The sequence below is a fragment of the Marinobacter aromaticivorans genome, assembly GCF_002806975.1.
GTDB lineage: Bacteria > Pseudomonadota > Gammaproteobacteria > Pseudomonadales > Oleiphilaceae > Marinobacter > Marinobacter aromaticivorans.
On sequence record NZ_NIHD01000003.1, the window covers coordinates 133,166 to 156,254 of the forward strand.

Sequence of the window (23,089 nt, forward strand, 5' to 3'; positions counted from 1 at the left end):
CAACCTGAATTATTACCATGTGCGAAACAGGGGTTCCTACCGTGAGTCACGAACAGATAAATCAGTGCCTGTCCAACTGGATGGACAGAGAATCCACTGCGGAGGCCATGATTCCGCTGATTGGCCGTTTATACCGGAAAAACAACGTTGTTACCTCGGTATACGGGCGCGCCATCATCAACCAGTCGGTTATCGATATCATTCGCGCCCACCGCTATGTGCGCCAGGTAGAAGGTGGAGAACTGTCTGTTCGCGACACTTTGCCACTCCTGCAGGCCATGGATCAGATGGATCTCGGGCGCGCGCACGTGGATATCGGCAAACTGGCCGTGAAATTCAAAGAAGAGGGTGGTGGTGATCTGACTGCGTTTCTCAAAAGAGAAATCGGCCCGGTGGTCGGTCTTTACCCGTCCCAGTCTGAAGAAGACGCCAATAACGACACCAAAGATGTGGTGCTGTACGGATTTGGCCGTATCGGCCGGCTGCTGGCCCGCATTCTTATCGAGAAAGCCGGTGGCGGTAACAACCTTCGCCTGAGAGCCATTGTGGTTCGCCAGGGTGGCGCCGAGAATGATCTGGAAAAGCGTGCCAGCCTGTTGCGTCGTGATTCTGTACACGGGCCTTTTGATGGCAGTATCCGCGTTGATGAAAAAGAATCTGCCCTGATTGCCAATGGTAACTTTATCAAGGTGATCTACTCCGATGGCCCGGACAAGGTGGATTACACCGAATACGGCATCAACAACGCCATCGTTATCGACAACACCGGTAAGTGGCGTGATGAAGAGGGTCTGGGCCTGCACCTGAAGTCCAAGGGTGTAAGCCGCGTGATTCTGACAGCACCGGGCAAGGGTGATATCAAGAACATTGTTTACGGCATCAACAATGACTGGATAACAGACGAAGACAAAATTCTCTCGGCCGCGTCCTGTACCACCAACGCCATTACGCCGGTGCTGAAAGCAATCCACGACGAATACGGTATTGAAAATGGTCATGTTGAAACAGTGCATGCCTACACCAACGACCAGAACCTGATTGATAATTACCATAAGGGCAGCCGTCGTGGGCGCAGCGCTCCTCTGAACATGGTAATTACCGAGACAGGCGCTGCCAAAGCGGTGTCCAAGGCGCTGCCCGAGCTCAAGGGCAAGCTCACCGGCAACGCGATTCGTGTGCCTATTCCAAACGTTTCCATGGCGATTCTGAACCTCAACCTGAACAAAGAGGTGGATGTAGAAAGCGTTAACGATTACCTGCGCGAGATGGCTTTGCACTCGGAATTGCAGAAGCAGATCGATTTCGTAAATTCTCCGGAAGTGGTATCCACAGATTTTGTTGGCTCCCGTCATGCCGGCATTGTGGACGCCCAGGCCACGATTGCCGGGGGCAAGCGCCTGATTCTGTACGTATGGTACGACAACGAGTTTGGCTACAGTGCCCAGGTGATTCGTGTGGTCAACCAGATGGCGGGTATCAATTACCCGATCTTCCCGAAGCGCTCCCGCGACTAAAGAGTGCAAGACGCCAGAGCTGGCGCCTGACAGTCCCGCAAACCCGGTGCCGAAAGTCGCCGGGTTTTTTTGTACGTGATGAACAGCCGCTCGGGGATTACGTTAAGGTACAAACCTGTTCTTGTTTCAGGTGGAAATAGCTCGTCTTAAACTCTATAATTGGCGCGTTTTTGGGTATGTCTGGCTCCCCGTTTCTCAACCTGTTTTCTGGGCCGCTGGGGTCGGGCAATACTAATCCATAGATAGTTTCTGATGATTGGATGAGGCTAATGATCAAGATCAAAAAAGGCCTGGATCTTCCCATCAGCGGCGCTCCCGAGCAGACCATTACAGACGGTAAGCCAATTCGCCACGTGGCGTTGATTGGTTTCGACTATATCGGCATGAAGCCGACGATGGCTGTTAAAGAAGGAGATCGTGTCAAGCGCGGTACGCTGCTGTTCACGGACAAGAAGACCGAGGGCGTTCGTTATACATCACCAGCCGCTGGCGTGGTGAAAGAGATTAATCGCGGTGAGCGTCGGGTGTTCCAGTCCATTGTCATCGAAATTGATGGCGATGAGGCTGAGACGTTTGCCCGCTTTGGTGATGCGGACCTTCCTGGTCTTGAGCGTCAGCAGGTAGTCGATAACCTGGTAGAGTCCGGTTTGTGGACGGCTCTGAAGACACGTCCTTACAGCAAAGTGCCGGCAATCGATTCGGCTCCGAATTCCATCTTTGTTTCCGTTATGGACACCAATCCGTTGGCCGCTGACCCCACGGTGGTGATTGCTGAAAACGCGGCAGCCTTTGAGAATGGTTTGACTATTCTGGGCCGGCTGACAACAGGCAAGGTCTTCGTTACCGGCCGCCCCGGCTCGAATGTGTCCGTCCCAAAGGCTGACAATATCGAGGTGCAGCAGTTTGATGGTGTGCACCCTGCCGGAAACGTGGGAACCCATATCCATTATCTTGATCCGGTTTCTGTTTCCAAGACCGTCTGGTCCATTAACTATCAGGATGTGATTGATATCGGGCAGCTGTTCTCCACCGGCGAGCTGAATGTGGGTCGTATTGTTGCTCTCGGAGGCCCCAAGGCTCTCAAACCACGCCTGGTGAGAACCCGTTTGGGGGCCAGCCTGGCGGAACTCCTTGAGGGTGAAATTGCTACAGACTGTGATGTCCGTGCAATCTCCGGGTCTGTATTTGGTGGCCGCCGGGGTGATGGCCCCTGTGCCTACCTTGGTCGTTTCGCGAACCAGGTGTCTGTGCTTGAGGAAGGCCACAAGCGGCATTTCATGGGGTGGCTGACACCGGGTGTTAACAAGTTTTCTGTTCTGAATATCTATCTTTCCAAGCTCGCCGGCGGCAAGTCCTTCGACTTCACAACGACGACCAATGGCAGTGAGCGTGCCATGGTACCTGTCGGCGCCTACGAAAAGGTGATGCCACTGGATATCCTGCCAACCCAGTTGTTGCGTTCGCTTATTGTCGGGGATACCGAAATGGCTCAGAAGCTCGGCGCTCTGGAACTGGATGAAGAAGATCTGGCGCTGTGCACCTTCGTGTGCCCGGGTAAATATGAATACGGTCCGATTCTCCGCGAGAACCTGACCCGAATCGAGATCGAGGGCTAATACGATGGCTATCAGACAGTTTCTCGATGGAATCGAGCATCATTTTGAAAAGGGTGGCAAATACGAGCGCTGGTATGCTCTGTACGAAGCTGCCGATACGATTTTTTATACCCCCGCTTCGGTAACGTCCACAACCTCGCACGTTCGCGATGGCGTTGATCTTAAACGCATCATGATCACGGTCTGGTTGTGTACTTTCCCGGCGATGTTCTTTGGTATGTGGAACATCGGCTTTCAGGCCAACAGCTTCCTGGCTTCCAACCCGGATGCCATGATAGCGGATGGCGGCCTGCGGACAGCCTTCATACAGGCCCTTGCTGTTACAGGTGCCGGTGCCGGCGTCTGGGACAACTTCGTTTACGGGATGGCGTATTTTGTTCCCGTCTACTTTGTGACCTTCGTGGTGGGTGGCTTCTGGGAAGTGCTGTTCGCTACTGTGCGTCGTCACGAGATCAACGAAGGCTTCTTCGTAACCTCAATCCTGTTTGCGCTGATTTGCCCGCCGACGATCCCGCTCTGGCAGGTGGCTCTGGGCATCACCTTCGGTGTGGTTATCGGTAAGGAAGTGTTTGGCGGTACCGGCAAAAACTTCCTGAACCCTGCACTGACAGGCCGTGCATTCCTGTACTTTGCTTATCCGGCACAGATTTCCGGCGATACCGTGTGGACGGCAGTTGACGGCTTCAGTGGTGCAACCGCGCTCAGCTGGGCTGCCAGCGGCGGCCTTGAGGCTCTGGAAACCAACATCGGCTGGATGAACGCGTTTATGGGTACTATCCAGGGCTCCATTGGCGAAACCTCCACGCTGGCTGTTCTTATCGGCGGTCTGATCCTTGTGGTTATGGGGATCGCAAGCTACCGGATAGTGGGTGGTGTGCTGATCGGCATGATCGGCACCGCCGTGCTGATGAACGTTATCGGCTCTGAGACCAATCCGATGTTTTCGGTTCCGGCCCACTGGCACCTGGTTATGGGTGGCTTTGCCTTCGGTATGATGTTCATGGCCACCGATCCGGTGTCAGCGGCAATGACGAACACGGGTCGCTGGTGCTTCGGTATTCTGGTGGGTGTCATGACCATCCTGATCCGGGTTGTTAACCCCGCGTTTCCGGAAGGCATTATGCTCGCAATTCTGTTCGCCAACCTCTTTGCTCCGCTTATGGATCATTACGTGGTTCAGGCCAATATCAAACGGAGGCTCGCTCGTGGCTAAAGCTAAAGAAACTGTCTCCAGAACCCTGATTGTTGCGCTGGTGCTGAGCATTGTGTTCTCCGTGGTGGTGTCAACCGCTGCGGTAACGCTTCGTCCGGCTCAGATCAAGAACCAGAATCTGGATATCAAGACCAACATTCTGGCAGCAGCAGGTATGCTGCCAGATGGGGCGAGCGCTGAGGAAATCGAGAGTATCTTCGCGCAGTTTGACGTGCGTCTGGTGGATCTGGAAACCGGCGACTTTGTAGAGCCGTCGGTCGTGGGTGTGCAGGATCCCATGAAGTACGACATGTACAAGGCCGCCTCGGACCCCAAGATGTCCACGAAGATTCCAGCTTCTGAGGACAAGGCCGGTATCAAGCGCCGTCCCGATATTGCCAAGGTATATACCTTGAGCGAGAACGGGGAGCTCAAACGAGTGGTGCTGCCGATTCACGGTTACGGGCTCTGGTCCACCCTGTATGGCTTCATGTCCCTCGAGGGTGACCTGAACACAATCGAAGGGCTTGGCTTCTATGCTCACGCAGAAACACCTGGCCTCGGTGGTGAGGTGGATAACCCGCGCTGGAAGTCCCAGTGGGTTGGCAAGGAGTTGTATGGCGAAGACAAAACCGAGCCGCAGATACGCCTTATGAAAGGTGGCGTGGGCGCCAACGCTGCTGACAAAGAGCACAAGGTCGATGCGCTTTCCGGTGCAACGCTGACCAGTCGCGGCGTTCAGCATCTGGTTAACTACTGGATGGGTGACCGGGGTTACGCACCGTTCCTCAAGAAACTTCGTGAAGGGGAGGTCTGATCATGGCCGAAGCAACTGCCAAACAGGTTCTTTTCGAACCGATTTTCAGTAATAACCCGATCGGGCTGCAGATCCTTGGTATCTGTTCAGCGCTTGCGGTAACTACGAGCATGAACGTTACCATCGTTATGTGCCTGTCGGTTATCGCAGTTACTGCATTTTCCAACCTGGCTGTATCGCTGGTTCGTACCCAGATTCCTGGCAGCATCCGGATCATCGTGCAGATGACCATCATCGCTTCGCTGGTTATTGTGGTTGACCAGATACTCAAGGCCTACGCCTACGAGATCAGTAAACAGTTGTCGGTATTCGTTGGTCTGATCATCACCAACTGTATCGTTATGGGGCGTGCCGAAGGCTTCGCCATGAAGAACGGCCCCTGGCTGAGTTTTCTGGACGGCATCGGTAACGGTCTTGGCTACTCGGTGATGCTGCTGTTCGTGGCATTTTTCCGTGAACTGCTGGGCGCCGGTTCATTATTCGGCTTAACTCTGTTGCCACCGGTTAACGAGGGTGGCTGGTACATCACCAACGGTCTGCTGCTGTTACCACCCAGTGCCTTCTTCATTATCGGCCTGGCTATCTGGGGCTTGCGCACCTGGATGCCTGAACAGGTGGAAGAACCGGACTACAAGATGTCCCGTCATACCCACAAGGAGGCCTTCTGATGGAGCATTATATCAGCCTGCTTCTCAAGGCAATTTTCATTGAGAACATGGCACTCGCGTTCTTCCTGGGCATGTGCACGTTTCTCGCCATTTCCAAGAAGATTGAAGCGGCCACAGGCCTCGGCATTGCCGTTGTTGTGGTTCTGACACTGACCGTTCCAGCCAACAACCTGATCTACAACAACATCCTGCGGGAAGGCGCGCTGGCATGGGCCGGTTTGCCCAATGTGGATCTGAGCTTTCTGGGCCTGATCACCTACATTGGTGTTATCGCAGCCATTGTCCAGATTATGGAAATGATACTGGACAAATATATCCCGGCGCTTTATTCCGCACTGGGTGTGTTCCTGCCACTGATTACGGTGAACTGCGCCATTATGGGTGCAGCACTGTTCATGGTTGAGCGTGATTACACCTTCAGTGAAAGTGTGGTTTATGGCTTCGGAGCAGGTGTGGGCTGGGCTTTGGCTATTGTTGCTTTGGCCGGTATCCGTGAAAAGCTGAAGTACAGTGACGTTCCAGAAGGGCTGCGTGGCCTGGGCATTACCTTCATTACCGTAGGTTTGATGTCCCTTGGCTTTATGTCCTTCTCAGGGATTTCCCTGTAACTCATCCGGTGATTCGGTTTAACGAAAAGGCGAGACCATGTATACAGAAATAATACTCGGCGTGGTCATGTTCACCGTTATCGTTCTGGCGCTTGTGGCGGTTATCCTCGCGGCAAGATCCAAACTGGTAAGCACCGGTGATGTGACCATCGAAATCAATGACGACCCGGAACACACCGTGAAAACGGAAGCCGGTGGCAAGCTTCTGGGAACCCTGGCAAGTAACGGTATCTTCCTGTCATCCGCCTGCGGTGGGGGCGGTACCTGCGCCCAGTGCAAGTGCAAGGTGTTTGAGGGCGGTGGCGCCATGCTGCCCACGGAAAAAACCCACTTCACGAACCGTGAAGAGAAGGAAGGCTGGCGTCTGTCCTGCCAGGTACCGGTCAAACAGGATATGAAGATTGAGGTGCCTGAGGAGTTCTTTGGCGTCAAGAAGTGGGAATGTGAGGTTATCTCCAACCATAACGTTGCCACCTTCATCAAAGAACTGGTGCTCAAGCTGCCGGAAGGCGAAGAAGTGGACTTCCGCGCAGGCGGTTATGTGCAGCTGGAGTGTCCTCCTTACGAAATCAGCTTCAAAGACTTCGATATTGAAGAAGAGTTTCACGGTGACTGGGACAAGCTCGATATCTGGCGTTACAAGGCGGTCAATAAGGAAGAGACCATTCGTGCTTATTCCATGGCCAACTATCCGGAAGAGAAGGGCGTTCTCAAGTTCAATATTCGTATAGCTACGCCGCCCCCGGGTACGGATCACCCGCCCGGAATCATGTCCAGCTACGTATTCAATCTGAAGCCGGGTGACAAGGTGACGGTTATGGGGCCCTTCGGTGAGTTCTTCGCCAAGAAAACCGAAGCGGAAATGGTGTTCATCGGCGGTGGCGCCGGCATGGCGCCCATGCGCTCCCATATCTTTGACCAGCTCAAGCGCCTGAATTCCAAGCGCAAGATCAGCTTCTGGTACGGTGCCCGCAGTGTCCGCGAGATGTTCTACGTGGAAGACTTCGACATGTTGGCCGAAGAGAACGACAACTTCGAGTGGCACGTTGCACTGTCGGACGCGCAACCGGAGGACAATTGGGAAGGGCCCACGGGCTTTATCCACAACGTACTCTATGAAAACTACCTGAAGGACCATCCTGCGCCGGAAGACTGTGAGTACTACATGTGCGGGCCCCCTATCATGAACGCATCTGTTATCAAGATGTTGAAGGATTTGGGTGTTGAAGATGAAAATATCATGCTGGATGACTTCGGGGGTTAAACTTATCAAATGACATCCAGTATCGTACAACCCGCCCGGGTGGCCATTGCCAGTGTCTTAGCGATGCTGGTACTGGCGGCCCTGGCGGGTTGCTCGTTTCAGCAGGAAGACGAAGTCTGGGAAATCTCGGGGCCTGTGTTCGGGACCCTCTACCATATCAGCGTTGTTCTGCCTGAGGACCACGAGCGGCTTGAGGTTCTGGCTCAAGGCATTGACGAGGCTCTCGAGAAAGTTGATGCATCCATGTCGACCTGGAGAGAAAATTCGGAGCTTTCAAAACTGAACCACCTCGACGATCAATCCGACTGGACGCCTGTGTCTGAGCCATTGTTCGAGGTGCTATCCAGATCACTTGAGATTTCACGGCTGACAGACGGAGCATTTGATATAACCATTGGCCCCGTGGTGAATCTCTGGGGCTTTGGCCCGGATGCGCGGCCGGAACAGGTGCCCTCGGATGAGGCACTTGCCCGGACACTGGCCGCAACGGGTTTTGAACACCTGTCGTTACGGGCGGATCCGCCTGCTGTAAAAGCCGACCGGCCCCAGTACATTGATTTGTCCGCTATTGCCAAGGGATATGGGGTCGATGTGGTGGCCCGCTACCTTGATAGCGAAGGCGTCAAGGCTTATCTCGTGGAGATTGGGGGTGAGGTGCGCACCCAGGGCCGCAAGCCTGATGGCAGCGCCTGGCGGCTGGCCATCGAACAGCCAGTAGAGGGCGGAGAGCATACAGTCAATCGTATTGTTACGCTGCCATCCGGGGCCATGGCAACCTCCGGCGACTATCGTAACTATTACGAATCGGAAGGGCGTCGTTTCTCCCATACAATAGACCCCGAAACCGGAAAGCCGATTGAGCATCATCTGGCTTCTGTAACCGTTATTGCAGACGACACCATGACAGCGGATGCGTTGGCTACCGGCTTTACGGTGATGGGTTATGAGCGGGCCAGTGCGCTCGCAACAAGGGAAAATATTCCCGCCTATTTTATTATCCGGGCGGAAAACGGGTTTGAGTCGCACCAGACCCCTGCGTTTTCGTCCTACGTTATTCAGTAAGGGGAGGCAACATGGGTACCTTTATTCTGGCATTGCTAATTGTGGTTGTGTTGGTTGCTGGCATGTCTATTGGCGTTATTTTCGGGCGCAAGCCAATCAGCGGCACCTGTGGCGGTATCGGCGCGCTTGGTATCAGCTCTTCCTGTGATATTTGTGGTGGCAACACCCAGAAATGCGAAGAGGAAAACCAGCGCCTGGCTTCAGAAGCCCGGTCGCCCGGGGAGCTTGCCTATGATGCCACCAAAGCAGGGCGCAAGTGACAGGTGTTGGTGGAGTTGATAATCACAATTACTTTCTCATCATGTAGATAAGGAGTCACTGCGCGCATGGCAGAACATCATTACGACGTCGTTGTTATCGGCGCCGGGCCTTCGGGCGAAGGTGCGGCAATGAACGCGACGAAGCATGGCAAGCGTGTTGCTATCATCGAAGATAAGCCTACAGTGGGAGGCAACTGCACCCATTGGGGCACGATTCCTTCCAAGGCCCTACGTCATTCAGTCAAGCAGATCATTACTTTTAATACCAACCAGATGTTCCGTGACATTGGTGAACCCCGCTGGTTTTCGTTTCCACGGGTGCTGCAGAGCGCGCAGAAGGTCATTGGCAAACAGGTCAAGCTGAGAACCCAGTTCTATTCCCGCAACCGGGTGGACCTGATCCGGGGGCGCGCAGCGTTTCTGGATGCCAACCGACTCGAAATCCGTGGCAACAAATCCGTTGAGTCCCTGCACTTCAAACAGGCGGTTGTGGCCACCGGGTCGCGCCCCTATCTGCCACCCGACGTGGATTTCCGTCATCACCGCATCTATAACTCGGATACCATCCTCAATCTGTCACATACGCCTCGCACACTGGTCATCTATGGCGCGGGCGTTATTGGTTCGGAATACGCCTCCATATTCTCCGGCCTGGGGGTAAAGGTTGACCTGATTAACCCGGGTAGCCGGTTGTTGTCTTTCCTTGATGATGAGATCTCTGACGCTCTGAGCTACCACCTGCGTAACAATGGTGTTTTGGTGCGCCACAACGAAGAATATGAGTCTGTAGATGGTGATGATCACGGCATCGTGCTTTCCCTGAAGTCCGGCAAGAAGATTCGTGCGGATGCGTTTCTCTGGTGCAATGGCAGAACCGGGAACACGGACAATCTCGGGCTTGAGAATGTCGGGCTTGTTGCCAATAGTCGCGGCCAGTTGGCGGTGGATGATCATTATCGTACCAAGGTGGAAAACATTTACGCGGTTGGTGATGTGATCGGGTGGCCAAGCCTGGCAAGTGCTGCCTATGATCAGGGGCGCTCTGCGTCTTCAGACATCGTTAAGGACGAGTACTTCCGGTTTGTAACGGATGTGCCGACAGGCATTTATACCATTCCGGAAATCAGCTCCGTAGGAAAAACCGAGCGGGAGCTGACGCAAGCCAGAGTGCCCTACGAAGTCGGGCAAGCGTTTTTCAAGGATCTTGCCCGGGCTCAGATTACCGGCGAAGCCGTGGGTATGCTGAAAATCCTGTTCCACCGGGAGACCCGGGAAATTCTGGGCATTCATTGCTTTGGTGACCAGGCCGCCGAGATCGTCCATATCGGCCAGGCCATCATGAACCAGAAGGGTGAAGCGAACTCGCTCAACTACTTTATCAACACAACGTTTAATTACCCGACCATGGCGGAAGCTTACCGGGTGGCTGCGCTGAATGGCCTTAACCGGATCTTCTGAGGCCGGCCCGGGCTTTATCAACTGGCGGGTAAAGCTCCACTACCCGCCGAAGTATTTTCCTCACGGTCGGGCAGAACCAGGGCAGATTTGGCGCGGTTGTCAAAAAATATACGGGTACTTGTGGGGTAATCTGTAATGATGCTGTCCACACCCATGGCTTCAAGCCGAAGCATGTCCTGGATGCGGTTAACAGTCCAGCAGGAGACGTGCATTCCTCTGCGGCGAGCGTCGTCTACCAGTGCTGGTGAACAAAGCTTCCAGTTGATGCACAGGTAATCACAGTTCAAACGCCCGGCCAGTCCAACCGGTTTAGGGAAACGACGTTCTGTTACCAGCCCGGTTCGGATGCGCTTGTCCCTGCGATGTATTTCCTTCAGAAACCAGGCGTCCGTGGAAGTAACTGCCGCCGTTTGATAGAGGTTACGGTGCTGGATGATTTCTGTTAACCGGTTGCAGAGCACATTCAGCCTGATGCGGGAGTCCTTTTTCACTTCAAGCTGAAGATGCTCGAGATCATCGAACTGATTCAGCAGGTCTTCCAGGGACGGAATGCCCGTTTTCACCGGCCATGAACTGGTGTTGCGGCGGGCATCCATTCCTGCGAGTTCGGCCGCAGTGTATTGGCTGACACTGCCTTTGCGGCCCGTAGTACGATCGGTTGTAAGATCGTGCACCAAAACCGGCTTGCCGTCTTTCGACAGCACCAGGTCCAGTTCAAAATGCCGTATGCCCTGTCGATAGGCATGCCGGAATCCGGGCAGGGTATTTTCGGGGGCTTCACCTTTGGCTCCCCGGTGTCCATACACGATCATTCCGCTGCATTACTCCTGAGGCGTTGGTATATGGCCTGGCGCTTTTTCCATGTGTCATGGCACAGATGTATGTCTTCCAGATAGGCCGGCAGTTCGTTCATGAGCAGCGCCTGAGGCCCGTCTACCAATGCTTTCTCCGGTTTCGGGTGGAAGTCCACGAGAACCATATTGGCGCCTGCTACCACGCCCTGGGCGGTTGCATGCATAACGTCGAGGATACCGTCCGGTGACTTCTCGCGCGTGCCCACAGAGTGAGACGGGTCAACACAGACAGGCATGCGCGTAAGCCGTTTTACTGCCGGTACGTGGGCAAAGTCCACCATATTACGGTGGGGCTGGCCTGCCTCGGTTTTCATGCCGCGAAGGCAGAAAATCACGTTTGCGTTGCCTTCACTGGCCAGGTATTCCGCCGCATTAAGGGATTCGTTCAGAGTGATGCCGAAGCCGCGCTTGAGTAGAACCGGATAGCTGCTCTGCCGACCGATAGCTTTTAACAGCTCAAAGTTCTGTGTGTTCCGGGTGCCCACCTGCAGCATGACGCCGGTTGGTCGCCCCAGCTTCTCAAGGCAGGTATCGATCTCTTCAATATGGCTTTCATGGGTGATTTCCATGGCAACCACTTTGATACCATGCTTGCCGGCTTTCTCGAATACCCAAGGCAGGCAGCCTTTGCCATGCCCCTGAAACGAATAGGGGTTAGTGCGCGGTTTGTAGGCACCCATGCGGGTGCAAACCTGGCCGTTCTCTTCCAGCGCCTGGAGCATCATTTCAACATGTTCGGGAATATCCACGGCACACAGGCCCGCGAAAATGTTGAGATTCGACTGGTTGAAATCCACGCCGTTGTAGCTGAAGCCGGTTTGCCGGTTGTCATCCCGGTGCCGGCCCAGAATGCGATAGTCTTCGGATATGCGAATGGCACGCTCAACTGCCGGAAGCGCCTCAATTTCATCCTTGTTCAGGGACTTGGTGTCACCCAGAAGGTAGATTTCGGTGAGCCTTTGGCTGACCCCCTGAATTTCGTGAACCCGAACCGACACGCCTGGCAGGTTTTCCAGATAGTGCATTGTCTGGCGGTAGCCCTCGCTGTCCAGAGGCGTGTTGGGGTGAAGAATGGCTAGCATGCGGTCTCCTTTGTGATCGTCAGGCTATGAGCGTTTGCTCTCAGCCCTGTGCCGCGCCTGCATGAATTCCCGGTGATTAAGATGCAGCAAATCAGCGATGCGGCGAATAAGATGTTCTTCGTATTTGTCGATACGGTCATCGGCCAGGGCAACCTGCCAGATGCTTTCCAGCAACGCCTGTTTGCCTTCCTGATCCAGGAACTCGTTGATCTGCCCGGTAAATTCGTAAAGTGAGGTGGCATCCTCAGCCTGACTCAGCGCACTGCTCAGGATGTCTTCCGCTTCTTCCCGGGTTACCTGGTGGGCTTTGACGGCACAGTCTACTATGACTTGCAGTTCGCGCTCATCTTCATGGTTGTCCACGCGCGAGAGCTGCACCATCAGGGCCGTCGCCGCCACTGCAAGCTGATGGGGGTCGGGCTTGTGATTTTCCGTTTCCGGTGCAGCAAACAGTTTCTTCAGGCTCTCAATCATAATCTGGTACGGTCAACAGGGTTTATTGAAGGTGTCGGGAAAATCAGGCCGCCCTGGTGGCCAGCTGGCGCACCCGGTTCTCCAGATCAATCTGGTCTTTGGCGAAGCGACGTATGCCGTCAGCCAGCTTTTCGGTAGCCATGGCATCTTCGTTGGATTCCCAGCGAAAGCGTTTTTCATCCAGGATTCCGAAACCATCGGTTGAGGTGGCGCTGGCGGCAGACAGTTTTTGTTCCAGCTTGCCCTTGTCGTCCTGGAGCTCCTGCAGCAGGGCCGGGCTGATCGTGAGCCGGTCGCAGCCTGCAAGCATTTCTATTTCTCCGATGTTTCGGAAGCTCGCCCCCATAACCACGGTGCTGAAGCCATTGGCCTTGTAGTAGTTGTAGATACGGGTTACCGACTGTACCCCCGGGTCTTCCTCCGCTGGAAACTGGTCGCGGCCACTGTTGGCAAGGTGCCAGTCCAGAATACGCCCGACAAACGGTGATATAAGAAACGCGCCAGCCTGCGCACAGGCTGCTGCCTGCACAAAGGAAAACAGAAGTGTGAGATTGCAGCGGATTCCCTCTTGCTCAAGAATCTCTGCGGCGCGAATGCCTTCCCAGGTAGATGCAATCTTGATCAGAACCCGGTTGGTGTCCACACCCTGCTGGTCGTAGAGTTCTATCAGCCGCCGCGCACGCTTCAGGGTGGCCTCGGTGTCGAACGACAAACGGGCATCTACCTCGGTCGATACCACACCCGGAATCAGGCCAAGAATCTCCTGGCCGGCCAGAACCGCGAGCATATCGGTAGACAGGGTTAACTGCTCGGCATCTGAACCACCCTGTTTGCGTGCCATGGCAACAGCCTTCTCAAGCATGGGCCGATAGGCATCGGACGCGGCAGCTTTCAGCAGCAACGAGGGATTTGTGGTGGCATCCTGCGGCCGCCACCGGGCGATGGCGTCAATATCGCCGGTATCGGCCACTACCGTTGTCATGGTTTTCAGTTGGTCCAGCTTGTTCGTCATTCGTGCAGTCGTCCTGATTGATATTGTTCTCAGAGCACCCAGATCCCGGATGCGGGTCGTGCTTCTACAATAACGGGCTGCAATGGCAGGAACAAGACAGCAAAAGGTAAGGTTCTGGTAATAGCGCGTTAAGGTGTTCTCAGACGCTGGCTTCCGCTCTTGCCTGCCCGGGCTCGCGGACTTTCTCCAGGGCGGTCTGAATCACCTCCAGACCGGCGCCGGGCTTGTGCGCGTTTTCACTGATGTAGCGGCGGAACTGGCGGCCACCCGGCACTCCGTGAAAAAGCCCCAGCAAATGCCGGGATATATGGCCAAGGAAAACACCGCGTTCCAGCTCGCTCCGGATAAACGGGTACATGGCCCTTAACGCATCGTGGCGCGACGCACTGGGTGCCTCGCTGCCAAAGAACACCGGATCCACGCCGGCCAGAAGCCAGGGATTATGATAAGCTTCGCGGCCCAGCATGACACCGTCGGTATGTTGCAGGTGTTGATGGCACTCATCGAAGCTCCTGATGCCACCGTTGATAATAATCTCGAGGTGCGGATACCGTTGCTTCAGATGGTAGACCCAGTCGTACTTCAGCGGTGGAACATCCCGGTTCTCTTTTGGGCTGAGGCCCTCAAGAACAGCAATGCGCGCATGCACAATGAATGTACGGCAACCCGCTGCACTGACTTTATCCACAAACTCACAAAGATCTTCCCAGGATTCCCGGCCATTGATGCCAATCCTGTGTTTAACTGTAACCGGAAGGCGGGTGGCATCAATCATCGCCCGAACGCCTTCTGCCACCTTGTCCGGATGCGCCATCAGGCAGGCGCCAATCATATTGTTCTGAACCCTGTCGCTGGGGCAGCCCACGTTCAGGTTCACCTCACTGAAACCGAACTGCTCGGCAAGCCGCGCACAATGAGCCAGCTCACCCGCATCACTGCCACCAAGCTGCAGGGCCAGCGGGTACTCGACCGGATCATGGCGCAAAAACCGCTCGGTATCGCCGTGTATCAAGGCGCCGGTGGTGACCATCTCGGTATAGAGCAGGGTGTGCCGGCTTAACTGGCGGGCGAGATACCTGTAGTGCGGTGTTGTCCAATCCATCATCGGCGCGACGCAGAAGCGCCGGGATGGCTCTTGACCAGTGCTTACAGTACGTGCAGAGAGATTTCCCGCGTATTCTGAAGATGCGTTTTCGACCATTAAATGCTCAATTCTGTCCGTTTTTCGGATCCCGGTGCTACAGAAGTGTTTCAGATCTCAGCTTGTAGCACCCAAAGCTGTATCTGGCCCCATTCTGGAGGAAGGCCTGCGGCCTGTACGATTCGTTCGAACGGATCGTTTGAGCAGCCAATTCTATCAGGAAAACGGTTTAGCTGGTCTCCTGGGTTCGTATCGTCCTATGAGTAATAGCCGATAAGCCTCAATGCAGCCGGAAAACTGCGTGCGAAGTGAAGCAGAATAATACCCTCCTTCATGTGGTTCCGCATGATGACAAAGTTTTAGCTGGTAAAATCCTTGTACATACTCGTGTCGCGATATAGCAATAATCTGGCCTTTACTATCAATACTGTAGATGTCATTACTGCAACAATTCAAGTCTTAATTCGCCCAAAACAATAACAAGAGGATGCAGCAATGACTGCAAAACACTACGACATCATTATTATCGGTGCCGGATTATCCGGCATTGGTACTGCATGTCACATTGCGCGCGAGCACCCCGGCAAAACCCTCGCTATTCTTGAGCGTCGTGACACTGTAGGCGGTACCTGGGATCTGTTCCGTTATCCTGGCATCCGTTCCGATTCTGACATGGCCAGCTTCGGTTTCAATTTCAAGCCCTGGTATTCCGACAAGGTTTTGGCCGAAGGCGAGGATATTCGAAACTACGTGGCGGAGACGGCGAAAGAGTTTGGCCTGTTTGACAAGATCAGGTTTGGCCTGAAGCTCATCAACGCCGACTGGTCAAGCAAAGACCAGAGATGGACTATTTCTGCCCTGCAGGAGGTTTCGGGGGAAGAGCAGCTCTTCACCTGTAGCTTTATGGTGAACTGTGCGGGCTATTACAACTTTGATCATGGCTATCGCCCCCGCTTTCCCGATGAGGAAGCTTTCCGGGGCGCTATCATCCATCCCCAGCACTGGCCGGAAGATCTTGATTACAGAGGGAAAAAAGTAGTGGTAATTGGCAGTGGAGCCACGGCTATAACATTAGTTCCGGCCATGGCGAACGAAGCGGCGAAGGTTACCATGCTTCAGCGCTCACCCAGCTACATTATGGCCATGCCGAATACCGATAAAATTTCCATGGTGCTAAGCAAGTTTTTGCCCGAGAAATGGGTGTTCAATATGGCGCGCCGGCGCAATATCCTGTTTCAGCGGGGGTTATACCTGGCCTGTCAACGCTGGCCAAAGCCCATGCGTAAGTTTCTTGTTTCGCACATGCGCAAACAGGCACCGAATGTAGACGAACGCCATTTTTCGCCCACATATATGCCATGGGACCAGCGTTTGTGTGCGGCGCCGGATGGTGATTTCTTTGCATGTTTGCGTTCGGGCAAGGCGGAGATTGTCACCGACGCTATTGAGCGTTTTGATGAAACCGGCATTGTGCTCAAGTCTGGCGGACATATCGGAGCGGATCTTATCGTTACCGCAACGGGGCTGGATGTGCAGCTGATGGGTGGAATGACGCTCAATATCGATAGCCAGCCGGTGGACCTGACCCGGAAGATGAGTTACAAGAGCATCCTGATTCAGGATATTCCCAATTTCGGCTGGATTTTCGGCTATACCAACGCGCCCTGGACCCTCAAGTGTGATATCGGAGGGCAGTATTTATGCCGTCTGTTTGCGTATATGGAAAAGGCAGGTGTTTCAGTTGCCACCCCCGTTGATAAGGGGAACAATGTGTCGGATAGGGGCCTGTTGGACGAGTTTTCGCCGGGTTACATCAGCCGGGCAAAAGACCGGATGCCGCGACAGGGTAAGGCGGGGCCCTGGATGCTGGTCATGCACTATGGCAGGGATAAAGAGACCCTGGTTAACGCTCCAGTGGATGACGGTATTCTGCAGTTTGAAGCTGCGATACCGGCATCTTCAAGTGATAACCTTGAATATCGGAATGCCACAGCCTGACGCCGGGAGAACCTAGAATAAGGATAGGGGCATGAAACCTGCCAGCACTGACAAAGCACGAGTGTTGCTTGTTCATGGGATGTGGAGCACTCCCGGCACTCTTGATGAAGTCCGGGATGCCTTTGTTGAAGAAGGTTATGATGTGGAGGCCTTGCGCCTTCCGCTTCACGTTCCCAAGGCTGAACACACGCCTGCCAGCAAGGCAAAACTTGCCCGAACCCGCTTGCAGGATTATGTGGAATACCTGGTTGAGTATGTGAGGCGCCAGGAGTCTCCGCCGATTCTGGTCGGGCACTCGATGGGTGGGTTACTGGGTCAACTGGTTGCCGCCCGGTTGCCCTGCAAGCGATTAATCCTGCTTTCGTCTGCGGCCCCCGCGGGTATTAATGGCCTGAGCTGGTCTGCAATCCGGACGCTGGGCCGCAACCTGCTGCGCTTTCCTCTCTGGCACAGTGTCACAGAAGTCAATCTGGCCAATGTGAAATACGGTATTGCTAACGCACAGAGTTCCGCCCTCCAGCAGGAAATTCATGAAAGCTGTACCTATGAGTCCGGAATGGCCACCTTTCAGATTAGTATGGGGGTACTGCTGCGGAGTCACGGGGCCTCCCATGTAAATGTTCCGAATATACAGTGCCCCGTGTTGATTATCGGAGGGACCGCTGACCGTATTACGCCTGTTCGCATTCAGCGCAGCATTGCGAAGCGCTTCGGCACTTGCGGGATGCTGGTGGAAATTCCGGGCTGCTGTCACTGGACGGTAGGTGGCCGGTTTTTCCCGGAGGTCCGCTCCGAAATTTTCAGGTGGTTGGGGGCTGCTTCGTAACAGTCTGCCCTCCGGGTGTTTGATCCAGGGCTTTACCGTTGATAATACGTACGGTTGACGGTGGCCTCTCTATCGCTGACTCTCGGGATTGACTCTGCAGTTCATCTACTGAGATAACATTATGGCTCTTGGATCAGCAACGCTAACCATGACGGTTTTAATGACGCCGGATAAGGCCAACTTTTCTGGTAATGTCCATGGGGGCACTCTGCTTAAATACCTTGATGAAGTTGCCTATGCCTGTGCCAGCCGTTATGCAGGCAATTATGTCGTTACCCTGTCGGTTGACCAGGTGACGTTTCGTCAGCCCATCCATGTGGGTGAGCTGGTTACTTTTCTGGCCAGTGTAAACTACACGGGAAACACCTCCATGGAGGTGGGCATCAAGGTGATTACGGAAAACATCAGTGAAAAGCTGGTGCGGCATACCAATAGTTGCTTTTTTACCATGGTGGCCGTTGATGAAACGGGAGCAACAGTGAAGGTGCCCAAACGGGAACCGAGCACTCCGGATGAAATCAGGCGCTTTGCCAATGGCCAGCAACGCCGTGCGATCCGGGCAGAGCTGGCGGAGCGTTATAAGGCGTTGGAAGTCCGAAAGGGATGAAGAGTCGGGTTTGAGTTATAGATTCGCTACCCCAAACGGAATATGCACCATAGGAATATCCCCCGCATCAGATTCCAGGTGCGAGCGCTGGTCATCAAAGAAGACATGGGGCTTGAGTACGTTAAGAATGCGGTCTTTCTTCATGCCGCCCAGGAAGAAAACCTCATTGGCATCCACGCCCCAGTGTTCCAGCGTTGTAATCACCCGTTCATGGGAAGGGGCATTGCGGGCGGTCACAATGGCGGTGCGCAATACTCGTTTATAATCCGGATCGTCCGTCAGCGCCTGGTCTTCCAGCTTCTGCAGGTGTGAAAGCTTGCGGAACAGATCCGCGAGCGGGCCCGGGCTATGGGGGATTTGGGAGCGGGAGGTTTCGTGCTCCTGAAACTCTTCCAGCGAACCGGCCTTGTACACACGCTCGGAGGCATCGTCTGCAATCACACCATCAAAATCGAACGCAATGCGCAGTTCAGTATCACCCTCATCATCCACCACCTTGCTTGGCAGAACCGTGCCAGCCGCATAGCCATAGTCTATTGCCTGGGACACATCGCTGGCATTGGCCGACAAAAACAGAGAGGCATTGAACGCAGGAATGTAGGCGTAGGGTGATTTGCCCTCCAGAAACGCGGCTCGGGAAATGTCCAGGCCGTGGTGATGAATGGAGTGAAATACCCGCTTTCCGGTGATCACCGAATTGCGCGATAGCAACACAACCTCCACCGGGCATTGCTCAGGAAACTTCTGGTTAACGCTCAAAAAACGCCTTACGAACGGAAAAGCGACCCCCTTGCGCAAAGGCTCATCCAGGTGGGCTTCCTGATAGCGCCTATAGGCCTTCTCCCCCTGCTCCCGAAACACACGGTCAGACTTCGAGAGGTCAAACAGGGCACTTGAGGCCACCGCGATAACGAGTTTGTCTTCGATGGGATAGGCCATAGGCAGAGGTTTCCTTTTCTGTTGGGAGGGGCAGCCGTTTAATAAAGGAGCGCCGAACAGGTATATGAACTCGGTCATGGGAGGGGCAATGGGTCATCTACGCAAATACTCAACATATCAGCCAGTTATATGACGATGTTTTACATAGTCACCCTTTCGCTTTGCACTGTTATGGGACACTATCCTAAGTGTAAAAAATTTGTAATGTCCATCAGGCGGAAATGAATACCTGGGTCTTTGGCTAGCATTTTGCCAGAACTAAACGGCCTTCGTTAAACCTTCAAGGAGTCAGTGCATGAAAGATCAGACATTTGTAGGGCGTTGGATTGTTATCTCGGGAGCAACTTTCCTGGTAGCGTGCGGAGGCAGTGGAGGTGGTGACGAAAGCTCGAAGGTAACCTTGTCGTATGACACGGAAAATTATGCAGAAAAAGGTGTCGAAATTTCCTCAAACACCAACCTGGACGGGGTTTTTGCACTCTACGACGATCTTAATGAGGGGTTCGATCTGGTTGAAGATATCCGCACCATTCTCATATCGCAAAGTGGTGGCGTGTCAGGAACTACGAATTGTGACGCAGGGGGAACAGCCACAGTCAAGTATGCCGGTGAAGGCTGGAATGATGATGAAGTGTGGGAGCTCACCGATTGCGTTGTCTCGACCTATGATTATGGTGATGTTTTTCTGAATGGTAGCTATAGGTATGTCGATACTCTCACGGGAGAGAGCGACACCAGCGAAAGCTGGAAAGGGTTTGAAAGTTTCAATGTAACGGGCGAGCTCAAGAGAACCGGTGAGCCTTTGCGCCTCAAGGGGAGGGCTGACTGGGATCAGGCTTACCAGTGGGATAATACCACTGAGAGTGGTCGTGTGATTAATACTATCGACGCATTTGAACTGCGAATTGGAGACCGCTACGTGGCAATTTTAAACGCTGAAACTCGTTTGGAGGGTACAGAGTTTGATGCTGAGTACGCGATGTCCGGCAAACTCATTGGCTCTGCGATTGGTGGTTACATTCAGATGTCTACGCCAACACCTTTAGCAATATCTGATTACGAAAATTGCCCAACAGCGGGTGTAATCCGGCTCTCCAGTGATGGTGCAGCAGAGGTGCGATATGGTAGCAGCGCTGGCGGTACTGCAACTGCTGTGGCGATTTGGGTTGATGGCCAGATTGTTGAGAGCTATGACGACTGCAGCAGTGTTGGTTTTACGCCGGTTTATTAGGCGAGCACGGTGAGGAGCGTTGCTCCTCACCGTAATCTGCAGATGGATTCGGGTTTGAAAGCCCTTTGAGAAGGAATATCCCGTGGGCGGTCGAGACGGCCTTACGGTCGCACATAGCCGCCTCGAACACCTCTTCTGGAAAACACCCATTGCCACAGTTGCAGATCCCGGGCACGGAACGCACCGGCACAGGACAACAGGTAGTACCGCCACATTCGATAGAATCGGTCGCCCAGGGTGTCCCTAAAGTTGGGCCAGGCCGCCTCGAAATTGGTGTGCCAGGCCATCAGGGTTTTGTCGTAATCGGCGCCAAAATTTTCCAGGTCTTCAGCTACAAACAGGCCCTCTGAGGCATCGGCGATCTGGCGGATGGACGGTAGGTCCCCATTGGGGAAGATGTATTTTTCAGTCCAGGGGTCGGTCACGGTTCGGGTTCTGTTTTTGCCGATGGTGTGAAGCAAGAGCAGCCCGTTTTCGGTGAGAGCCTCGTTTGCCACACGCATGAATTCCGGGTGGTTCTTACGGCCCACATGTTCAAACATGCCAATACTGGCGATGCGGTCAAACTTGCCTTCTACCTCCCGATAGTCCTGCAGTCTTACTTCGATGGGCAGGCCAGCGTAATGCGCCCGGATCCACTCGGCCTGGGCCTGGGAAACCGTGAAACCTACGCATTCCACGCCATAGTGCTCTGCTGCATAACCCATGAAGCCGCCCCAGCCACAGCCAATATCGAGCACCCGCATGCCCGGTTGCAGGCCGAGTTTACGACAGATCAGATCCAGCTTTGCTTCCTGGGCAGCGGCCAGATTGTCGGCATTTTTCCAGTAGCCGCAGCTGTAGTTCATGCGTGGATCGAGCATGGCTTGATAGAATTCATTGCCCAGGTCGTAGTGAACCTGCGCAACCTTCCACACCCGTTTACCCTGCTGCAGGTTGCGCAGGGTGGCGCTGAGAAAATAGAGCAATTGCGTACGGGGCTTGAAGTGCTGATCCAGCTGGCAGCTCAGCAGTCGGTAGAAGAACTCATCCAGCCGTTCGGCGTCCCAGTCTCCGTCCATATAGGCTTCGCCGAATCCGAGATTGCCTTTGGTAATGGCTCGTTCGATTACACCCGGGGCATTGAGTTGGATATCCCAGGGCCGCTTGCCGCCGATACGTATATCGGCAGTCGCCAGCAAATCAGAGATAGCGCGATGAAGCTCTGAATCGGAGGCATCTGGGGCTGACGTGGCCTGAATACTTTGGTTATCAGTCATAATGGATACTCCCCCACAACGGGCTTACACTGTGTTTTGGATTATAGTAGCCATTTAGTCAAATATGGCTCTCTCTGGGCAAAGGAGCCGAGGAGCGTCTTTGTGAGGCGAAAACGCACAACGCCATTGGACGATGTTCAAGTCAGCCCTGACGGCTGCTCACCGGACCTCCGCGCGAGAATTCTGGGTAATGCGCCGTATTTCCGCGGGTTGCCTGCGCAGGCCATTAAGGCGGTGAATAGCCTGTTCCGCAGTGTCGACTACCCCGCTGGTGCGCCCCTTTATCACCAGGGTGACCCGGCTGAGGCACTTTTCCTCGTTGCCCACGGCAGGGTAAAGCTCCTGCAGCACAGTGCTTCCGGGAATGAGGTTGTGCTGGATTTGCTGAGCCAGGGTGAGCCTTTTGGTGGCTTGGCGACACTGGGCCGGCGTCGTTATCCGCAAACAGCGGTAGCTCACACCGCCTGCTGTGTACTGACTATTACCACGGCAGATTTCCGGCATTTGATTCGCACCTACCCGGAGGTGGCCCTCAGTGCCCTTGATGGGGTAGCCCGTGACCTTGAAGCTGCCCACGATGTTATTCGGTCACTCAGTACGCTTCCGGTGGAGGCGCGTATTGCACAGGTGCTGACTGACCTTGCAGACCGCTTGGGCGAGGCCGATGATTCCGGCATCCTGATTCAGTCGCCACTCTCACAACAGGATCTCGCTGCCATGGTTGCGACAACTGCAGCAACCGTAAGCCGTATTATTTCCAGCCTGCGACGCCGGGGTTATCTTGAAACCGGGCGCCAATGGATACGAATTTGTGATCGTGACGGCCTTGCGCAACTGGCTGAAGATGCCGGTTCATCTGATTGATTCCGTTAAATTTCCATATATTTAACAAATAGTTGGACTAACATGTTCCAGCGCATATAAAGACTCGCCTTAATCATTCATTCTGTATGCATCAAACATAGAGAGACAGGAGAATGAGCATGAAAATCATCCTACGCAGTGACGAACTGAATTGTCCTTCCTGTGTTCCCAAGATCGAGAAAGCCCTGGGCCAGGTTGCTGGTGTATCCCACGCCAAGGTGCACTTTGCCACCGGGCGCATTGAGGTTGAATACGACGCCGGGCAGGTGAAAACCGACCAGTTGGTTTCAGCGGTGCGTAACGTCGGTTACGAGGCTCGCGTCAGCGCATTTTAAACTGCGGC

General features: G+C 54.2%; 23 protein-coding genes. 16 read left to right on the forward strand and 7 right to left on the reverse strand.

Going from position 1 to position 23,089, the window contains the following annotated elements:
- Window positions 1-17: 17 nt before the first annotated feature.
- The 10 genes from CDH48_RS05780 to sthA all read left to right on the forward strand — a co-directional run bounded on the left by CDH48_RS05780 (window position 18) and on the right by sthA (window position 10,459).
- Window positions 18-1,514: a glyceraldehyde-3-phosphate dehydrogenase gene (locus CDH48_RS05780; RefSeq protein ID WP_227520963.1), complete on the forward strand. Its 1,497-nt coding sequence runs from the start codon at window positions 18-20 to the stop codon at window positions 1,512-1,514.
- Between the two features lie 269 nt (window positions 1,515-1,783).
- Complete coding sequence (locus CDH48_RS05785) at window positions 1,784-3,130, forward strand: Na(+)-translocating NADH-quinone reductase subunit A (RefSeq protein ID WP_100687790.1); 1,347 nt, start codon at window positions 1,784-1,786, stop codon at window positions 3,128-3,130.
- A gap of 4 nt (window positions 3,131-3,134) precedes the next feature.
- Window positions 3,135-4,343, forward strand: coding sequence for an NADH:ubiquinone reductase (Na(+)-transporting) subunit B (locus tag CDH48_RS05790; RefSeq protein WP_100687791.1), 1,209 nt, complete (start codon window positions 3,135-3,137; stop codon window positions 4,341-4,343).
- On the forward strand, window positions 4,336-5,139 hold the full coding sequence (locus CDH48_RS05795; RefSeq protein WP_100687792.1) for a Na(+)-translocating NADH-quinone reductase subunit C: 804 nt from the start codon (window positions 4,336-4,338) through the stop codon (window positions 5,137-5,139). The genes CDH48_RS05790 and CDH48_RS05795 overlap by 8 nt, the downstream gene beginning before the upstream one ends.
- Window positions 5,140-5,141: 2 nt before the next feature.
- Window positions 5,142-5,807, forward strand: a complete 666-nt coding sequence (locus CDH48_RS05800) for an NADH:ubiquinone reductase (Na(+)-transporting) subunit D (protein WP_100687793.1) — start codon at window positions 5,142-5,144, stop codon at window positions 5,805-5,807.
- Window positions 5,807-6,415: an NADH:ubiquinone reductase (Na(+)-transporting) subunit E gene (gene nqrE / locus CDH48_RS05805; protein WP_100687794.1), complete on the forward strand. Its 609-nt coding sequence runs from the start codon at window positions 5,807-5,809 to the stop codon at window positions 6,413-6,415. The genes CDH48_RS05800 and nqrE overlap by 1 nt, the downstream gene beginning before the upstream one ends.
- A gap of 37 nt (window positions 6,416-6,452) precedes the next feature.
- Window positions 6,453-7,679: an NADH:ubiquinone reductase (Na(+)-transporting) subunit F gene (gene nqrF / locus CDH48_RS05810; protein WP_100687795.1), complete on the forward strand. Its 1,227-nt coding sequence runs from the start codon at window positions 6,453-6,455 to the stop codon at window positions 7,677-7,679.
- A 9-nt stretch (window positions 7,680-7,688) separates the two neighbouring features.
- On the forward strand, window positions 7,689-8,741 hold the full coding sequence (locus CDH48_RS05815; RefSeq protein WP_100687796.1) for an FAD:protein FMN transferase: 1,053 nt from the start codon (window positions 7,689-7,691) through the stop codon (window positions 8,739-8,741).
- An 11-nt stretch (window positions 8,742-8,752) separates the two neighbouring features.
- Entirely contained in the window at window positions 8,753-9,001 is a 249-nt protein-coding gene (nqrM, locus tag CDH48_RS05820) for a (Na+)-NQR maturation NqrM (RefSeq protein WP_100687797.1), read from the forward strand.
- Between the two features lie 66 nt (window positions 9,002-9,067).
- Window positions 9,068-10,459, forward strand: coding sequence for a Si-specific NAD(P)(+) transhydrogenase (gene sthA / locus CDH48_RS05825; RefSeq protein WP_100687798.1), 1,392 nt, complete (start codon window positions 9,068-9,070; stop codon window positions 10,457-10,459).
- A gap of 17 nt (window positions 10,460-10,476) precedes the next feature.
- Here sthA and CDH48_RS05830 read toward each other — a convergent pair whose 3' ends face one another.
- From CDH48_RS05830 to dusA, 5 genes are all read right to left on the reverse strand, one after another.
- The gene (locus tag CDH48_RS05830; RefSeq protein ID WP_100687799.1) at window positions 10,477-11,271 is read right to left on the reverse strand and encodes a glycerophosphodiester phosphodiesterase; all 795 of its coding nucleotides are present in this window, start codon (window positions 11,269-11,271) and stop codon (window positions 10,477-10,479) included.
- Complete coding sequence (locus tag CDH48_RS05835) at window positions 11,268-12,395, reverse strand: hypothetical protein (protein ID WP_100687800.1); 1,128 nt, start codon at window positions 12,393-12,395, stop codon at window positions 11,268-11,270. Before CDH48_RS05835 ends, CDH48_RS05830 begins: the two co-directional genes overlap by 4 nt.
- 24 nt (window positions 12,396-12,419) lie before the next feature.
- Entirely contained in the window at window positions 12,420-12,869 is a 450-nt protein-coding gene (locus CDH48_RS05840) for a tellurite resistance TerB family protein (protein ID WP_100687801.1), read from the reverse strand.
- Window positions 12,870-12,912: 43 nt separating this feature from the next.
- Window positions 12,913-13,881, reverse strand: a complete 969-nt coding sequence (gene tal / locus CDH48_RS05845) for a transaldolase (RefSeq protein ID WP_100687802.1) — start codon at window positions 13,879-13,881, stop codon at window positions 12,913-12,915.
- Between the two features lie 139 nt (window positions 13,882-14,020).
- Complete coding sequence (gene dusA, locus CDH48_RS05850) at window positions 14,021-15,082, reverse strand: tRNA dihydrouridine(20/20a) synthase DusA (protein WP_100687803.1); 1,062 nt, start codon at window positions 15,080-15,082, stop codon at window positions 14,021-14,023.
- Between the two features lie 435 nt (window positions 15,083-15,517).
- Here dusA and CDH48_RS05855 point away from each other — a divergent pair, with 435 nt between their 5' ends.
- From CDH48_RS05855 to CDH48_RS05865, 3 genes are all read left to right on the forward strand, one after another.
- Window positions 15,518-17,020 (forward strand): flavin-containing monooxygenase, encoded by a 1,503-nt coding sequence (locus CDH48_RS05855; RefSeq protein WP_100687804.1) that lies wholly within the window; start codon window positions 15,518-15,520, stop codon window positions 17,018-17,020.
- A 31-nt stretch (window positions 17,021-17,051) separates the two neighbouring features.
- A complete protein-coding gene (locus tag CDH48_RS05860) occupies window positions 17,052-17,846 on the forward strand; it encodes an alpha/beta hydrolase (protein ID WP_100687805.1) in 795 nt (264 codons plus the stop codon).
- Window positions 17,847-17,967: 121 nt separating this feature from the next.
- Window positions 17,968-18,453, forward strand: a complete 486-nt coding sequence (locus CDH48_RS05865; protein ID WP_100687806.1) for an acyl-CoA thioesterase — start codon at window positions 17,968-17,970, stop codon at window positions 18,451-18,453.
- Window positions 18,454-18,468: 15 nt separating this feature from the next.
- Here CDH48_RS05865 and CDH48_RS05870 read toward each other — a convergent pair whose 3' ends face one another.
- Window positions 18,469-19,392, reverse strand: coding sequence for a 5'-nucleotidase (locus tag CDH48_RS05870; RefSeq protein WP_100687807.1), 924 nt, complete (start codon window positions 19,390-19,392; stop codon window positions 18,469-18,471).
- Window positions 19,393-19,687: 295 nt separating this feature from the next.
- Here CDH48_RS05870 and CDH48_RS05875 point away from each other — a divergent pair, with 295 nt between their 5' ends.
- Complete coding sequence (locus tag CDH48_RS05875; RefSeq protein WP_100687808.1) at window positions 19,688-20,623, forward strand: hypothetical protein; 936 nt, start codon at window positions 19,688-19,690, stop codon at window positions 20,621-20,623.
- 101 nt (window positions 20,624-20,724) lie between these two features.
- Here CDH48_RS05875 and cfa read toward each other — a convergent pair whose 3' ends face one another.
- Window positions 20,725-21,882 (reverse strand): cyclopropane fatty acyl phospholipid synthase, encoded by a 1,158-nt coding sequence (gene cfa, locus CDH48_RS05880; RefSeq protein WP_100687809.1) that lies wholly within the window; start codon window positions 21,880-21,882, stop codon window positions 20,725-20,727.
- A gap of 102 nt (window positions 21,883-21,984) precedes the next feature.
- Here cfa and CDH48_RS05885 point away from each other — a divergent pair, with 102 nt between their 5' ends.
- Together CDH48_RS05885 and CDH48_RS05890 are read left to right on the forward strand one after the other, a co-directional pair.
- The gene (locus tag CDH48_RS05885; RefSeq protein ID WP_157807800.1) at window positions 21,985-22,746 is read left to right on the forward strand and encodes a Crp/Fnr family transcriptional regulator; all 762 of its coding nucleotides are present in this window, start codon (window positions 21,985-21,987) and stop codon (window positions 22,744-22,746) included.
- 119 nt (window positions 22,747-22,865) lie between these two features.
- On the forward strand, window positions 22,866-23,081 hold the full coding sequence (locus tag CDH48_RS05890; protein ID WP_198515473.1) for a heavy-metal-associated domain-containing protein: 216 nt from the start codon (window positions 22,866-22,868) through the stop codon (window positions 23,079-23,081).
- Window positions 23,082-23,089: the final 8 nt, after the last annotated feature.

What these genes read in the sequence shown, in the direction of transcription:
- CDH48_RS05780 (WP_227520963.1), top strand. Translation starts at nt 18, where the DNA reads ATGTGCGAAACAGGGGTTCCTACCGTGAGTCACGAACAGATAAATCAG.
- CDH48_RS05785 (WP_100687790.1), top strand. Translation starts at nt 1,784, where the DNA reads ATGATCAAGATCAAAAAAGGCCTGGATCTTCCCATCAGCGGCGCTCCC.
- CDH48_RS05790 (WP_100687791.1), top strand. Translation starts at nt 3,135, where the DNA reads ATGGCTATCAGACAGTTTCTCGATGGAATCGAGCATCATTTTGAAAAG.
- CDH48_RS05800 (WP_100687793.1), top strand. Translation starts at nt 5,142, where the DNA reads ATGGCCGAAGCAACTGCCAAACAGGTTCTTTTCGAACCGATTTTCAGT.
- nqrE (WP_100687794.1), top strand. Translation starts at nt 5,807, where the DNA reads ATGGAGCATTATATCAGCCTGCTTCTCAAGGCAATTTTCATTGAGAAC.
- nqrF (WP_100687795.1), top strand. Translation starts at nt 6,453, where the DNA reads ATGTATACAGAAATAATACTCGGCGTGGTCATGTTCACCGTTATCGTT.
- CDH48_RS05815 (WP_100687796.1), top strand. Translation starts at nt 7,689, where the DNA reads ATGACATCCAGTATCGTACAACCCGCCCGGGTGGCCATTGCCAGTGTC.
- nqrM (WP_100687797.1), top strand. Translation starts at nt 8,753, where the DNA reads ATGGGTACCTTTATTCTGGCATTGCTAATTGTGGTTGTGTTGGTTGCT.
- sthA (WP_100687798.1), top strand. Translation starts at nt 9,068, where the DNA reads ATGGCAGAACATCATTACGACGTCGTTGTTATCGGCGCCGGGCCTTCG.
- CDH48_RS05830 (WP_100687799.1), bottom strand. Translation starts at nt 11,271, where the DNA reads ATGATCGTGTATGGACACCGGGGAGCCAAAGGTGAAGCCCCCGAAAAT.
- CDH48_RS05835 (WP_100687800.1), bottom strand. Translation starts at nt 12,395, where the DNA reads ATGCTAGCCATTCTTCACCCCAACACGCCTCTGGACAGCGAGGGCTAC.
- CDH48_RS05840 (WP_100687801.1), bottom strand. Translation starts at nt 12,869, where the DNA reads ATGATTGAGAGCCTGAAGAAACTGTTTGCTGCACCGGAAACGGAAAAT.
- tal (WP_100687802.1), bottom strand. Translation starts at nt 13,881, where the DNA reads ATGACGAACAAGCTGGACCAACTGAAAACCATGACAACGGTAGTGGCC.
- dusA (WP_100687803.1), bottom strand. Translation starts at nt 15,082, where the DNA reads ATGGTCGAAAACGCATCTTCAGAATACGCGGGAAATCTCTCTGCACGT.
- CDH48_RS05855 (WP_100687804.1), top strand. Translation starts at nt 15,518, where the DNA reads ATGACTGCAAAACACTACGACATCATTATTATCGGTGCCGGATTATCC.
- CDH48_RS05860 (WP_100687805.1), top strand. Translation starts at nt 17,052, where the DNA reads ATGAAACCTGCCAGCACTGACAAAGCACGAGTGTTGCTTGTTCATGGG.
- CDH48_RS05865 (WP_100687806.1), top strand. Translation starts at nt 17,968, where the DNA reads ATGGCTCTTGGATCAGCAACGCTAACCATGACGGTTTTAATGACGCCG.
- CDH48_RS05870 (WP_100687807.1), bottom strand. Translation starts at nt 19,392, where the DNA reads ATGGCCTATCCCATCGAAGACAAACTCGTTATCGCGGTGGCCTCAAGT.
- CDH48_RS05875 (WP_100687808.1), top strand. Translation starts at nt 19,688, where the DNA reads ATGAAAGATCAGACATTTGTAGGGCGTTGGATTGTTATCTCGGGAGCA.
- cfa (WP_100687809.1), bottom strand. Translation starts at nt 21,882, where the DNA reads ATGACTGATAACCAAAGTATTCAGGCCACGTCAGCCCCAGATGCCTCC.
- CDH48_RS05890 (WP_198515473.1), top strand. Translation starts at nt 22,866, where the DNA reads ATGAAAATCATCCTACGCAGTGACGAACTGAATTGTCCTTCCTGTGTT.